Genomic DNA, 13535 nt, shown 5'->3' with positions numbered 1-13535 from the left:
TCGCCGGATATTGAGTCACCTTCTAACGAGCTTAACGCGTCGCAAACGTACTTTTGATCAAAGATAAAGCGCTTAGCATCCCAAAGAAAAACAGTTGCGGATCTCGCACGATCTCGAAATAACCTACGATATAAATCTGTTTCACATAAATTGTAATAATCGGATAGATCAGCAACAGGAAGCTCGGTACAAATACGAAAGCAAACAGCGGCCGATGGAACTTCCGCCGGTTTGGAAAGCCGTTCAGGAAGCTTAAATACAATCCAAATGCTAACCCGTACACGATTTTGCCGATCAAGCCGTAATCGATTTTACCCAGCGTTTGCGTCTTGTTGTTCATCATGTCGATAAACTGATGCCCGTAATACATCAGCACCAGCGCTCCCAGCATCCAGATAAAATAATAAAAATACCCTTTTGAGCTCTTCATGTATCCTACTCTCCCTATGTATGGATCAAAACCAATAATAATCAAATTTTATCATGAAACGCAGGGAGAAGCAGGAAGTTTTGTTGCCGGAAGGGATTGCATAAAAACCTAACGGACCTCAGAGTCCTTATTTCGTTGATTTTGTGCTTGTAAAAAATCTAACGGACCTCAATGACGTTATTAGCCCTTGGTTTGCCTTGAAAGGAGCAAATTCCAGGATATAAGGTCTCTGGAGTCCGTTAATTATCGATTTTAAGCGTTTGGACTCAAAATAACGTCATCTGAGTCCGTTATCTGTTAGGTCTTGGCGATACCCCCTCGTTCAATGAGGCAGCCGCAGCCCCTCCTCCCCCTCGACCAGCTTTAACAGCGGCCAGCGTCTGAGCCAATCTTTGCCGTTGACCCGCTTCCGGAACACGTCGTGATCGTGAAAATACGGACCCTGCCGAAATTGGAGCGACAGGAGATCGTCCAGCCCAAAGGGCGCGATCAGCTCGACCTCCCCCGCAGCGTTCAAGCGTGCGCCAACGGCTGTCGCTGTTTCCGGCCAATGGCGCATGGCATCCTCGACGGAGCGGTAAGGGGCCGTCCCATTACGTAAATGCATGCGCGCCTGATTTTTCACCGACCAATTTAGCCGAGGATTCCGTTCGCGCAGCCGTTCATCATAGGCTTTCTCCGCCTCTTCATCCAGACACGCCGGATCATAATACAGCACGTCCACATCGTGCAGCGGCGTCCGTTCGGCATAGCCATGAAGCACGTCCCAGACAAAGTTGCGGATATAACCGGCGGCAATGCAGCCCTGAGGCAACCTCAGCTCAGCAACGAGCTGCAGATCGGCCATTATCTCCGGCTGACGACGGATCGCCTCGCGCAAATCGGCTGCACCTGCAATCGTTGGCATCATCAACTCCCCGCCTCCTGCTCTTTTAATGCTTCATCCTTTGGCAGCAGGACGGTGAGCAGACCGATCAACGGCAGCAAGGAGCATACCTGCATAATGAACAGAATGCCTGCCTGATCGGCAAAGTTCCCCAACACGGCGGAACCTAAGCCGCCAAGTCCAAAGGACAAGCCGAAGAACAGGCCGGAGATCAGCCCTACCTTTCCCGGCAGCAGCTCCTGCGCATACACAACGATAATCGAAAAAGCCGAGGACATGATCAGGCCGGCAATGACGACAAGTACACCTGACCAGAACAGGTTAGCGTAAGGCAGTAGCATCGAAAACGGCGCCGTTCCAAGAATAGATACCCATATGATGTTGCGCCGACCATAGCGGTCCGCGATCGGCCCGCCAAAAAACGTGCCCACCGCCGAAGCCGCCAAAAAGGCGAAAATATACCATTGTGCCGTATCTTTAGCAACGCCGTAATGGTCCATAAGGAAAAACGAATAAAACGTCGAGATGCTGATCGAGTAGACGTTTTTGGAGAATAACAACAGCACCAGCACGGTGATGGCCAGTATGATCTTGCCCCGGCTGAGGCGGCTCTTCGGCCGAGCGGCTCCGCCCGCGGCTGCCGAACCTGTTGTACGCGGCTTACGCGGTTTCAGATCCTGCCCGCTGTACCATTTTGCCACGAAAAACTGGATGACGATCGCCGCCACTGCCGCCAAAGCAAACCAAGCGACGCTGGTCTGACCCAAAGGGATAAAGATCAAAGCCGACATGATCGGACCTAACGAAGCTCCGATATTCCCGCCGACCTGAAAAATCGACTGCGCCAGCCCGCGTCTCGGACCTGCAGCCAAATAAGCAACGCGCGACGACTCCGGGTGGAACACCGACGAGCCCAGCCCGATAGAGGTGACCGCCAGCAGAATCAATGGATAGCTGGGGGCAAAGGCTAGCATGACGATGCCCGCCAGCGTAAAGCAAACGCCAAGCGGCAGAATATAAGGCCGGGGCCGAACATCCGAGTACAAACCGACCAATGGCTGAAACACGGAAGCCGTCATGTTCATGGCGAACGAAATCCAGCCGATTTGGCCGTAGGATAACAACAGAGATTCGCGCAGTACCGGGAATAAAGCCGGGATCGCGGATTGCATCGTATCGTTTAATAAATGCACCGTGCTGATCGCAAAAAGAATCGGATAGACCGTGAATGCAGGGTTAGCCGTTCTGACGGCGGTTGACTGGTTCATCTTGACCTCACATTTTTATCTGATATAGGATGGTTTGCTCATTACTTCGGAATGTTTTTGTCCGGATCTGACCCAAAACGTTGGTTGCGGTTTAACCCATCCATCGCCTGAATCTATGCCTTTCAGTAACTCATGCTCCAGCAAATGACCTTGGCCCAGCGGCGAGGCTTCCAGATGAAACGCAGTCTTGCAGATGATATGGCAACTTCGACATGGGTTTCGTCCTCCTTCAGTTCAGGTGATTTCTGGTAATATCCTACATCAAGTAAACCGAATTGAACAGAGAACAAACCAAAAAGACTGCCCAAAGGCAGCCTCAAAGGTGAAAATTTCATATTTAGATAGTTAAGTATGATTAAGTATAAGTATATAAGATCAAGCTGTTTCTCTAGACCGGCGCAGCTTTTGTCTGGCGCGATACAACACGATTTTGAAATGGGATAACGAGATGCCCATCAAATCCGCCGACTCCTGATAAGAGAAGCCCTGTACGTCATACAGCAGCACCGCATGTTGTTGATTGGGCTGCAAAAAAGCCAGCTGCGCGTATAGTTCCCGGCGGTTTTCCTCGCCAAGCACGGATTTCTCCGGTGTATCGTCACTCGGATAACGGTGGAAAAATTCATTTTCGTACGAGGACGACCGGCTTTCCTTCCGCAGCAAGTCGATATAAGCGTTATGGGCGACGCGAAGAAGCCAGGCCTTGGCCCTTTTCCCCTCTGCTTCGTGCAGGTGCATCAGCGCCCGGCAAAACGTCTCCTGCATCAAATCCTCAGCGATATGCGAGTTACGGCACATACTATACAAATATCGAAAAACGTCATTTTTATATTCGCGGTAAAGCAAATCCATAGAACGAGTCTTCATGATTGATTCCTCACTTTCTCCCGGCTTTCAGAGCAAGGCTGTCTTTATATCTCCGCCATACTTGGTCCATTATGCCGAATAGAGTTTGCGTCCCGACTAAGAAATTGTTAAGTTTTCCTTAAGAATTTACTGCGTTTTCCTTAAACAAAAAGACGCCATCTGGCGTCATCATGCGAATTCTAGTTGATAGTTCATGCACCGTCCCGGCGTAACCGCACCGTAAACGCGGTACGATACTCGTTGCTGTCCGCTGAGATTGTGCCATGATGCAAATCGACGATATGCTTGGCGATCGCGAGGCCAATGCCGGAGCCCCCCGTCTGGGAAGCGCGCGACTTCTCCACACGGTAGAACCGGTCAAACAGATGCGGCAAGTCGACGGTCGGGATCGGATCGCCGTAATTCACAACCTCTGTGATGATTTCATCGCCTTCCTGCCAGCCGCGAATATCCAAATACTTGCCATCGTGGCCATACCGGATCGCATTGGTCATCAGGTTCTCGTAGACTCTGCGAAGCTTGTCCCCATCCGCCTGAACGTACAGCGGCCCATGCAGGTACAGCCGGCATTCCATGCCGTTCTCCTGCAACTGCCAGCCGAAATGGGCAGCCATTTGATGGAGCATCTCCGCCAGATTAATCCGCCTGAACTCCAGCTTCATCTCCTTATTCTGCATACGCGTATATTCGAACAAGTCCTGCAGCAGCTGCTTTAATCGAAGCGACTCCTCGTAGGCCATGCTGACATAATAACGCAGCTCAACCTCATCGCGGTAACGGTCCTCTTCGATAAGTCCCAAATAACCGGTAATCGAGGTAAGCGGGGTGCGCAAATCATGGGATACGTTGGTGATCAGCTCATTTTTCGTCTGCTCCGCCCGTCGCTCGTCCTCGATGGATGTGACCAACCGATCGATCATCCGGTTGATATCGGTCGCGAGCTGTCCAAGCTGCCCGACGTTCTGCACAGGGATTTTCCGTACGGAGCCGGCTTCGATTTTATGGACCTCTTCGATCAGCTGCTCCAAGTATCGCTTCTCTTGACGGCGGAGGCTGCGGCGGTAAAAATATAACGAAAACAGCATAAGAATCGGCACGCCGGTTAAATAATACGCTTCCGGGAAACCGATATTTCGGTTAATCCACATCACCACATTGTACACCGTCATACTCGGGAAGGTGAGGAAAAACAACCGCGCCAGCAAAATAAGCAGAAACAGCGAAATGAGTGAAGTGACGACGGTCCAGAACAACCAGGCAACAAAACGCAGGCTAGCTTTCAAGTTTGTAGCCGACCCCCCATACGGTACGAATCAGCTTCTCCCCATCCATTTCCTTCTCCAGCTTATCACGGAGGCGGCTGATATGCACGGTTACAGAATTGCTGCTGTCCAAATATTTGTCCTTCCAGATCAGCTCGAAGATCTCTTCAGAACCAAACACCCGCCCGGGATGGCTGGCTAACAAATGCAAAATGCCAAATTCGATAGGCGTCAGCTTCAGCGGGTTGCCGTCTACGGTCGCCGTGTGCGTTTCTTTGTCGATCGCCAGCGAGGCGATCTTGATGATATGATCCTGCGATGACTGCGTTGAGCTTGGCGGCTGTGCTGTATAGGAGGAGCGGCGAAGCAGCGATTTGACGCGGGCGACGAGCTCCAGCGGATTAAACGGCTTCACCATGTAATCGTCCGCTCCGGTCATCAGCCCGGTAATCTTGTCCATATCGCCGTCCTTGGCGCTAAGCATTAAGATCGGCGTGGTCTTCGATTCACGGATCTTCATACAGACAGATATTCCGTCGAGCCCGGGGAGCATCACGTCAAGGATCACCAAATCAACCTCATCCTGCTCGGTGATCTCCAGCGCCCGCAAGCCGTCCTCCGCCTTCAGGACATGATAGCCTTCATTCATCAGATATATTTCGATCAGTTTTGCGATTTTTTCGTCATCATCGACAATTAAAATACGTTTACTCATTCATCCAATCATCCTTTATTTGAGCTGGTTAGACACGAGCACACAATACCATCATACCATGTCTCTTGCCTCCAAATCCAAATAAAAGGTTACAATTTCCACCGATTATGGTTTCCAGCGGAAAGGGATGAACACGTTAAAGCTTGAGCCCTTGCCAGGCTCGGAAGTCACCGTAATCTCACCTTGATGGATGTCCACGATTTTTTTGACGATCGACAGTCCCAGCCCGCTGCCCCCATCGCTGCGCGTGCGGGATTTGTCCGCTTTATAAAAGCGTTCAAAAATATGAACCAAATCCTGCTCGAACATACCGATCCCGTTGTCTGCCACCGTCACAACCGCCCGTTCCCCTTCAGACGTGAGGGAAACTCGAATTTCCCCGCCTTCCGGCGTAAACTTGATACTGTTATGAAGCAGATTCATCCAGACCTGGCTAAGCAGATCCTCGGCGCCCTCCACCTCCAACGCTGAAACTTCCATCTGTATTTGAATGTTCTTGGCGAGCCACTGAGGTTCACAAGCCAATACTACGTTTTGCAGTTGGCGATCAAGCCGAAACCGGTTCGTTTGCAGCGAGGCACGGTCCGTCTCCAGAGCGGAGAGCTTCAACAAATTGTCGCTCATCTGCGCCAAACGGCGGCTTTCCGATTCGATGATCTCCAGGTAATGGTTCCGTTTCTCTGGAGATAAGTCCGGTCTGCGCAAAGCTCTGGCAAAGCCGCGGATCGAGGTCAGCGGCGATTGGATTTCGTGCGACACGTTGGAGATGAAGTCTTGTCGCATCGTTTCCATTTGTCCCAAAGCTCCGGCCATTTCGTTAATGCTGTTAACGATGGTTTCAAACTCTCGCATCCGTTCGAATCCGACGATCCGAACCGAGAAATCCCCTTGGGAGATCCGGCGAATCGCGTCTATCACGATGTTCAGGCTTCTCAGTTGACGGGGCCGGAACATCGCGGAGATCAGAAGCACGACCAAGAAAAATAAGATGACTCCGAAAATGACATTCAGCAGATCGATGACATAAGCAGAAAAAGGAGGCTCCCATTTTCGGTAAACCGCTGCGGTTACCCAGCGCGCCAAAGACCAAGTCGTACCAAAACAGGCGAGGATGACGAGGATCTGGCCGATTCGGAGCAATATCTCTCCTGCTCTCCTCCAGAAGGTCAACGTTCACACACCTCCAAACGATACCCGAGACCGCGGATCGTACGAATCTTAAATCCAAACGTTTCCTCGGGAAACCGTTCGCGCAATCGATTAATATGCACATCTAGCGTGCGTTCATTTCCTTCAAAATCGTATCCCCAGATTTCCTCAATAAGCTGCTCCCGGGTGAGGGTTCGCCCTGCATAACTGCCAAGCTTGAACAGCAGCTCGAACTCCTTAAGCGACAGCGTAATGCTGCTTTCGCCGCTTTCAACTTCAAATGTTTTGCGGTTCATTCGCAGCGCGCCAATCGTCACGGTTTGGGAGATCGACACCTGATAGCGCTTGAGCAGCGCCTTCACCCGTGCGACGAGCTCGGCCGGTTCGAACGGTTTGACGAGATAATCATCCGTGCCCAGCTCGAAGCCCTTAACCACCTGCCGAGTCTCCCCCTTCGCCGTCAGCATGAGCAGCGGCATATCATAGTATCGGCGCAGCTCACGGCAGAGGTCCCAGCCGTCCATCTCCGGCATCATGATGTCCAAAATCACCATGTCGACCTTCTCCGATTCCACCAGAGCGAGCGCCTTGCGTCCATTCTCGGCTTCCATCACCTGATCGATGCCCGCTTCCTCCAGGAACAGGCGAACCAGCTCGCGGATATGCTGATCGTCGTCAACTACGAGAATTTTAGCCATGTTGCATCTCTTCCTCCTCGTTTTCGAGCGGTTCCGACTCTTCTCGGCTTGCGGCGATTTGCAGCTGCTGCGAGGCGAACTCGCGATACATGGCGTGCTGACGCAAGAGCTGCTCATGTGTGCCTCGGCCCGTAACCTTCCCTTTTTCGATAAAAATCAGCTGATCCGCCCCAATGACGGTGGAGAGACGGTGGGCGATGACAATCGTCGTCCGGCCTTTCATGAGGTTATTTAGCGCCTTCTGGACGACGATTTCCGAGCGGCTGTCCAGGCTCGAGGTCGCTTCGTCCAGCATGAGGATTTTCGGATCGCGCAACAGGGCCCGTGCAATCGCGATCCGCTGCCGCTGCCCGCCGGACAGCTTAACCCCGCGCTCGCCGACATCGGTATCGAACCCGTTCGGCAGTTCGGCGATAAAGCCGTCAGCATAAGCCATCTCCGCCGCCCGCTGCAGCTCCGCTTCGCTGACTTCGCGCTCGATGCCGTAGCACAGATTCTCACGGATGGTTCCGGCGATAATCGGGCTTTCCTGCGAGACGTACCCAATCATCCCACGCCAGGAGCGAAGCGAAAACGAATCGATGGGGTCATCTCCCAGTCGGATACTGCCCTGCTGCGGCACGTAAAACCGCTCCAGCAAGGAAAATAACGTCGTTTTGCCGCCGCCGCTTGGGCCAACGACCGCCGTTACCGTCCCCGGCTCCATCGTAAAGGAAACGACCTGCAACACCGGCTCGTCCGGTTTGTACCCGAAGGTAACCCCGTCCACGATTAACGGCTGATCCGCCTTCGTAATCTCCTGACCTTGGCCAAAAGGCTCCTCCTCGGCATCCAGCGTTTGGAGAATCCGTTCCGTAGCGCCTTTGGCTTTCTGAAGTTGGGTGAAAAACGTCGTCAACTGCGTCATCGGCATGACGATCTGAACGAGGTACAGAATAAACGCCACCAGTTCCCCGGCGGACAACCCGCCGCCCGCCACCTGCATCCCGCCGTAGCCAATTACCACGACGAGCAGCATCATCATGACAAAGGCCATAAACGGGCTAATCCATGCCATGACTTTGCCCTCCCGCACGCCGAAGGAGAGCAGTCTGCCAATCGCTTGGCTGCCGCTTTCATATTCCTTCCGCTCCGCGTTCGATGCTTTGACCAGGCGGATTTCGGACAACACCTGGCTTAAGGCCGCTGTAAAAGATGCGGTCTCGTCCTGCATGGCCAGCGAAATTTTATACATCGTCCGGCCCAGCGGTACAAGAATCAAAGCGGCAAGCGGGATCACCGCGAACATCACCAGGGTCATTTTCCAGTTCAAGTAAAATAGAACGGCCACCGCACCCAGAATCGAGATGATTCCGCTGATAAAGCCGGAGACCTGTTCGGAGATCAACGTTTTGATGATCCCGGTGTCATTGGTCATTCGGCTGACCGACTCCCCGGTCCGATTGTTGTCGAAGTAAGATACCGGCAAGCGGAGCAGCTTCTTCCATAAACGATCCCGCAGGCCAGCAACCATGCGCTGACCGGTATAATTCAGCAGGAAGATCGATAGTCCCGAAGCGACGGACATCCCGACAAATGCGGCGCCGATCCACACGATCTGCGAACCGCTGATGGAAGACAACGAAAAGCCGTCAACAAGATTCTTCGTGAACATCGGAATCACGAGGCTGACCAACGTTGACAGCAAGCTGAGGACGATCGCGACGGCAAACAGCGGCAGCGGCGGCTTCGTTTCCCGCAGCAGGCGGAAAAACGCCTTTGAGCTTCCACCACTTGTGCTCACTTGACGATCGGTATCTTTAAAATTGAAGTTATTCCTTGGCATGTGTTTCTCTTCCCTTCCATCTCTATCTGAAACAAGACGAGCCGGAAATACCGGCTCTAGGAAAAAGACTACATTCGGAATTTAAACTGAAGTTAAACAAAATAAAACCTTAACTAGAGATTCTCCACTTCCACGCTGATGACATGGTTAATCTTCCGGAGAAAATGGTACAGCTCCGTCGTATACTCCTTCTCCGATGCGGTAATCACCATATCGATCCGCTGGCGTCCTTCCTCCAAGTCTTTGATTTTCAGCCGCCGAATCCGGTGCTTGTTCACTTTCGTTCCTTGTTCTGGATCACCGCTGCATTCGATGATACGAATCAGTTCGGTTACGTTGCCGTGATCCTCCATGACGATTTTGATGGAGACATCGCGCTGATTCAGCTTATAGGGTCCAATCCATTTAATGATATAGGGTACGACATTCACGGAAATGATCAACAGAACCACCGTTAATGCAGCAGCCAGATAAAACCCGGTTCCGATTGCGATCCCAATCCCGGACGCTGCCCAGATCATCGCCGCAGAGGTAAGGCCGGAGATCCCCTCATTGCTTCGGCGAAGTATCGCCCCTGCCCCCAGGAAACCGATCCCGCTGACGATTTGCGCAGCTAGCCGCATCGGATCCATGTTCGGATGATCCGGTCCGGCGAATTTGGCAAACGCCTCGATCGACACGATCGTAACCAAGCAGCTGGCAATACAAATAACCATACTCGTCTTGATTCCCAGCGGTTTCTGCTTTAATTGCCGGTCGATACCGATAAATAACCCGAACAATAGAGCTAGGCCAAGCTTTACAACCATTTCCATTTCGTTGTTCATGATCGCAACTCCTTCAAGTATATAAGGTGAGTATAATTGTATTCGGCACTTTGGTGCAAATCGAACATACCCGCCCAGAAGATAAAAAAGAGACCCGGCTAACGGATGGATCTGCCCCTGTCAGCAAGAGTTTCTTGGACTTACTACTTCACAAGTTCAGAAAAGATATCGTCAGGGTTCGCTTCAGAATGAGAGTGCACAAATTGATCATATGATCCCTCAAAAGTGAACCTCCCCTGGTTCAGTAGATGAATCTTACAATCCACTTTCTGAAAATCATGCAGCGTATGGCTTGATAGTTAGAGGGATAATTTTCTAATATTGTTAGATTTTCTGTTAGACTCATTTTATTTTTTCCCTGCTTCGTTGGTCAAGAAGAAAAAAGCCTGAACCGTCTTTAAACGGCTCAGGCTTCCCAAATTGCATATCAGATAAATTAGAATCTTGCAGCCAGCTCGGCAGCGCGTTTTACGCCATCTTGAATAATTTCTTCGGCGCGGTCTTGGAATTGATTATGCCCCTCGACCACAACGGCTTCCGGATCGTTAATGCCCCAGAAGGCCAAGGTGTTCTTTACATAGTTCAGAGACATTTCCAGCGCACTCATTGGACCTTCGGAATAAACGCCGCCGCGCGCTTGCAGCAACGCTACTTTCTTGCCGCCGACCAGGCCAACCGGACCTTGCTCGGTGTACTTAAACGTTTTACCAGCTTGGTTCAAGTAGAACAGGTAGGTCAACAGCTGTGCCGGAATCGTGAAGTTCCACAACGGGAACGCAAATACGACTTTATCCGCATTCAAAAATTGCTCCAGATAACCATTGGCCAAGTCAGCAGCTTTTTGCTCTTCTGGCGTTGTCGGGATCCCATTATTGACTTTGAACAGCCCGTTTAGCATATCCAAATCATAATAAGGCAGGTTCAACTCGAACAGGTTCAACTCGGTGATTTCATCATTAGGATGAGTTTCTTTGTAAGTTTGCAGGAAGCTTTCATACAACTTTACAGTAGCAGATTGCTCTGCTGGGCGATTATTGGCTTTGACAAATAAAACTTTAGACATCTGTGGTTTCCCTCCAACTCTTTATCTTTACTTTCTTTTTTTTAGTTACTCTATATTATCTTGTAACTGATTTAACAATGGTAATGATAAAGGCTAACTACCACTTTGTCAATTACAGATTCAAAAAAATCAAACTTCCTTCACTGCCGTGTTGCCTGCGTTCCACGTCCAAATTTGCTGCGAACCTGCTCTGCTGCCGCCGTCATTTGCCGCAGCGCTGCGACCGTTTCGTGTTGTCCTCTCGTTTTCAAGCCGCAATCAGGGTTCACCCAGAAAAGTTCCGGGTCCAAAACTTGGAGCGCCCGCTCGATCAACCGTACCATCTCCTCCGCAGACGGGACGCGCGGGCTATGAATGTCGTAAACCCCCAGCCCGATTCCAAGCGGATACGTATGCTTCTCAAAACTCTGGATCAGCTCGCCGTGGCTGCGCGACGTTTCGATCGAGATCACATCGGCATCCAGCGCACGGATCTCCTCCAAGATATCGTCAAATTCGCAGTAGCACATATGCGTATGAATCTGCGTCGTATCCCGGACCGATGAGGTCGTCACGCGGAACGCCTTCACCGCCCACTTCAAATAGTTCGCCCAGTCCTTCTGCTTGAGCGGCAGCCCTTCGCGCAGCGCAGGCTCGTCCACTTGGATCATCTCGATCCCCGCTTCCTCCAACGCCTCGACTTCCCTTCGCAGAGCCAGAGCAATTTGATAAGCCACCTGCTCCCGGGACAGGTCGCTGCGAACAAAGGACCAGTTTAGGATAGTGATCGGTCCCGTTAACATCCCTTTCACCGGTTTGTTCGTCAAGCTCTGAGCATAGGCCGTTTCCTTAACGGTCATTGGCCGCGCAAATTCGACGTCTCCATAAATGATCGGCGGTTTTACGCAGCGCGTGCCGTAGGACTGTACCCAGCCTCCTTGCGTAAACGCAAATCCCGGAAGCTTCTCTCCGAAAAATTCCACCATATCGGTGCGCTCGAATTCACCGTGCACCAATACGTCGAGCCCGATCTCCTCCTGGAGCTCAACCCATTTGCGGATTTCCGCTAGAATGAACGCCTCGTACTTCTCTGGGCTCCACTCGCCTTTACGCCATTTCTGCCGGGCGGCCCGAACCTCGGCGGTTTGCGGGAAACTGCCGATCGTGGTTGTAGGCAGGAACGGCAGCTGCCACTTCGCCTGCTGCTTACGCCGCCGTTCGGCGAATGCGCTGGCGCGCTCGGCCGGAGCCGCTGCAGTCTGCGCTGCTTCTTCCCGCACCGAAGCAAGGCTGCGGGCCGGATCTGCGGCAAGTACAGCCAAGGCGCGACGATTCTCGGCGAACTGCACCGGCTCTGGTTCTTCCCCATTTGCCGCCCTGCTTAAGCTCACCAACTCCTCCAGCTTCTGCTCGGCAAAGGCCAACGCATCGCGCAATACCGGATTAAGCCGCTCCTCCCCTGCAGCAGATACCGGGACATGCAGCAAGCTGCAGGAAGGCTGCACGATCACATCCGGCGCTCCGGACTGGAGCGAAATCGTCTTCACCAGGCTAAGCGCCTCATCTAAATCCGTACGCCAAATGTTCCGCCCGTCAATCAGTCCCGCTCCTATCGTCTTGCCAGCGGGAAAGCCGTAACGCCGGAGCGCTTCCAGGTTACCGTCCCGGCCGTGTACGAAATCCAACCCCAAGCCGTGCACCGGCAGTTCAATCAGATCTTCGTATCGTTCAACCGCATCAAAGTAGGTTTGCAGCATCAGCCGCAGTCCCGGAACCTCCTGCGCGATCGCCTGGTAGATCAAGCGAAGCCGGTGTACGTCCTCCTCACTTAAAGAGACAACGATAGCCGGTTCGTCGATTTGCACCCAATCTGCGCCCGCCGCCTTCAGCTCGCGCAGCACCTGTACGTATAGCGGCAGCAGCTTGCGGGTCCAAGTCTCGACTTCCCCCGCCGTTTCCCCCTTGGACAGCTTCAGCAAAGTAAACAGCCCAAGCAGTACAGGCCTTCCGTTGATCCCGAGCTCCTGTTTCGCTTCCAGATAAGCCGCCAGTGGCCGATTGACGGTCAACTTGGGATCTCGGTTCCCAAGCTCAGGCACGATATAATGGTAGTTCGTATTAAACCATTTGGTCATCTCACTGGCGGTCGCTTGGTCGTCGCCTCTTGCGATGGCGTAATACAGATCAAGCGATACTTGGTCACCGTTCCATACGAAGCGCTCCGGTACTAGGCCAAACATCGTCGCTGTATCAAGGACGTGATCGTAATACGTAAAATCGCCCACCGGGATGACATCAAGTCCCCGATCCCGCTGCAGACGCAGGTTGTTCAAGCGAATCTCTTTTAATCGAGCATGGAGCTCCGGCTCCGTGATTTTTCCTGCCCAATAAGCCTCGATCTGCTTCTTCCATTCCCGTTGTCCTCCGATTCTGGGATACCCCAGATTTCCGCTAACAAAGTTCCCCATATTCATTGCCTCCCATTGGTAAGTTCAAAACGCGCCAATCCGTAAAGCACAAAAAAGGTCCTCGATAGCATGGCTAAAGAGGACCTTCGATCCGTTGT

The 13535-nt window shown here is 52.2% G+C and carries 12 protein-coding genes; all 12 read right to left on the bottom strand.

Features of this window, described 5'->3' with window-relative positions; translation table 11 throughout:
- Positions 1-31 precede the first annotated feature (31 nt).
- The 12 genes from M3G15_RS02025 to metE all read right to left on the bottom strand — a co-directional run bounded on the left by M3G15_RS02025 (position 32) and on the right by metE (position 13437).
- Complete coding sequence (locus M3G15_RS02025; RefSeq protein WP_009223155.1) at positions 32-430, bottom strand: hypothetical protein; 399 nt, start codon at positions 428-430, stop codon at positions 32-34.
- Between the two features lie 322 nt (positions 431-752).
- Positions 753-1340, bottom strand: a complete 588-nt coding sequence (locus M3G15_RS02020; protein WP_260069929.1) for a nucleotidyltransferase family protein — start codon at positions 1338-1340, stop codon at positions 753-755.
- Positions 1340-2584, bottom strand: coding sequence for an MFS transporter (locus tag M3G15_RS02015; protein ID WP_260069928.1), 1245 nt, complete (start codon positions 2582-2584; stop codon positions 1340-1342). Before M3G15_RS02015 ends, M3G15_RS02020 begins: the two co-directional genes overlap by 1 nt.
- 375 nt (positions 2585-2959) lie before the next feature.
- The gene (locus tag M3G15_RS02010; RefSeq protein ID WP_009223152.1) at positions 2960-3451 is read right to left on the bottom strand and encodes a sigma-70 family RNA polymerase sigma factor; all 492 of its coding nucleotides are present in this window, start codon (positions 3449-3451) and stop codon (positions 2960-2962) included.
- A 191-nt stretch (positions 3452-3642) separates the two neighbouring features.
- Positions 3643-4734 carry a sensor histidine kinase gene (locus tag M3G15_RS02005; protein ID WP_009223151.1) on the bottom strand — a complete coding sequence of 364 codons (1092 nt, stop codon included), beginning with the start codon at positions 4732-4734 and terminating at the stop codon, positions 3643-3645.
- The gene (locus M3G15_RS02000; protein WP_009223150.1) at positions 4724-5428 is read right to left on the bottom strand and encodes a response regulator transcription factor; all 705 of its coding nucleotides are present in this window, start codon (positions 5426-5428) and stop codon (positions 4724-4726) included. Before M3G15_RS02000 ends, M3G15_RS02005 begins: the two co-directional genes overlap by 11 nt.
- 105 nt (positions 5429-5533) lie before the next feature.
- Positions 5534-6568 (bottom strand): sensor histidine kinase, encoded by a 1035-nt coding sequence (locus tag M3G15_RS01995; RefSeq protein WP_232282199.1) that lies wholly within the window; start codon positions 6566-6568, stop codon positions 5534-5536.
- Positions 6569-6594: 26 nt separating this feature from the next.
- Complete coding sequence (locus tag M3G15_RS01990) at positions 6595-7275, bottom strand: response regulator transcription factor (protein ID WP_260069927.1); 681 nt, start codon at positions 7273-7275, stop codon at positions 6595-6597.
- Entirely contained in the window at positions 7268-9100 is a 1833-nt protein-coding gene (locus tag M3G15_RS01985) for an ABC transporter ATP-binding protein (RefSeq protein ID WP_260069926.1), read from the bottom strand. The genes M3G15_RS01990 and M3G15_RS01985 overlap by 8 nt, the downstream gene beginning before the upstream one ends.
- Before the next feature lie 113 nt (positions 9101-9213).
- Positions 9214-9927 (bottom strand): MgtC/SapB family protein, encoded by a 714-nt coding sequence (locus M3G15_RS01980; RefSeq protein ID WP_009223146.1) that lies wholly within the window; start codon positions 9925-9927, stop codon positions 9214-9216.
- 436 nt (positions 9928-10363) lie between these two features.
- A complete protein-coding gene (locus tag M3G15_RS01975) occupies positions 10364-10990 on the bottom strand; it encodes an FMN-dependent NADH-azoreductase (protein WP_009223145.1) in 627 nt (208 codons plus the stop codon).
- A gap of 140 nt (positions 10991-11130) precedes the next feature.
- Complete coding sequence (gene metE / locus M3G15_RS01970) at positions 11131-13437, bottom strand: 5-methyltetrahydropteroyltriglutamate--homocysteine S-methyltransferase (protein WP_260069925.1); 2307 nt, start codon at positions 13435-13437, stop codon at positions 11131-11133.
- Positions 13438-13535: the final 98 nt, after the last annotated feature.

This window comes from Paenibacillus sp. p3-SID1389 (genome assembly GCF_025151705.1).
Lineage (GTDB): Bacteria > Bacillota > Bacilli > Paenibacillales > Paenibacillaceae > Fontibacillus > Fontibacillus phoenicis.
The sequence above is the reverse complement of the archived record's forward strand: the minus strand, read 5'-3'. Positions and strand labels throughout refer to the sequence as shown.

Bases quoted from the DNA above. Each gene is read 5' to 3' on its own strand.
- M3G15_RS02025 (WP_009223155.1), bottom strand. From the start codon at position 430: ATGAAGAGCTCAAAAGGGTATTTTTATTATTTTATCTGGATGCTGGGA.
- M3G15_RS02020 (WP_260069929.1), bottom strand. From the start codon at position 1,340: ATGATGCCAACGATTGCAGGTGCAGCCGATTTGCGCGAGGCGATCCGT.
- M3G15_RS02015 (WP_260069928.1), bottom strand. From the start codon at position 2,584: ATGAACCAGTCAACCGCCGTCAGAACGGCTAACCCTGCATTCACGGTC.
- M3G15_RS02010 (WP_009223152.1), bottom strand. From the start codon at position 3,451: ATGAAGACTCGTTCTATGGATTTGCTTTACCGCGAATATAAAAATGAC.
- M3G15_RS02000 (WP_009223150.1), bottom strand. From the start codon at position 5,428: ATGAGTAAACGTATTTTAATTGTCGATGATGACGAAAAAATCGCAAAA.
- M3G15_RS01990 (WP_260069927.1), bottom strand. From the start codon at position 7,275: ATGGCTAAAATTCTCGTAGTTGACGACGATCAGCATATCCGCGAGCTG.
- M3G15_RS01985 (WP_260069926.1), bottom strand. From the start codon at position 9,100: ATGCCAAGGAATAACTTCAATTTTAAAGATACCGATCGTCAAGTGAGC.
- M3G15_RS01980 (WP_009223146.1), bottom strand. From the start codon at position 9,927: ATGAACAACGAAATGGAAATGGTTGTAAAGCTTGGCCTAGCTCTATTG.
- M3G15_RS01975 (WP_009223145.1), bottom strand. From the start codon at position 10,990: ATGTCTAAAGTTTTATTTGTCAAAGCCAATAATCGCCCAGCAGAGCAA.
- metE (WP_260069925.1), bottom strand. From the start codon at position 13,437: ATGGGGAACTTTGTTAGCGGAAATCTGGGGTATCCCAGAATCGGAGGA.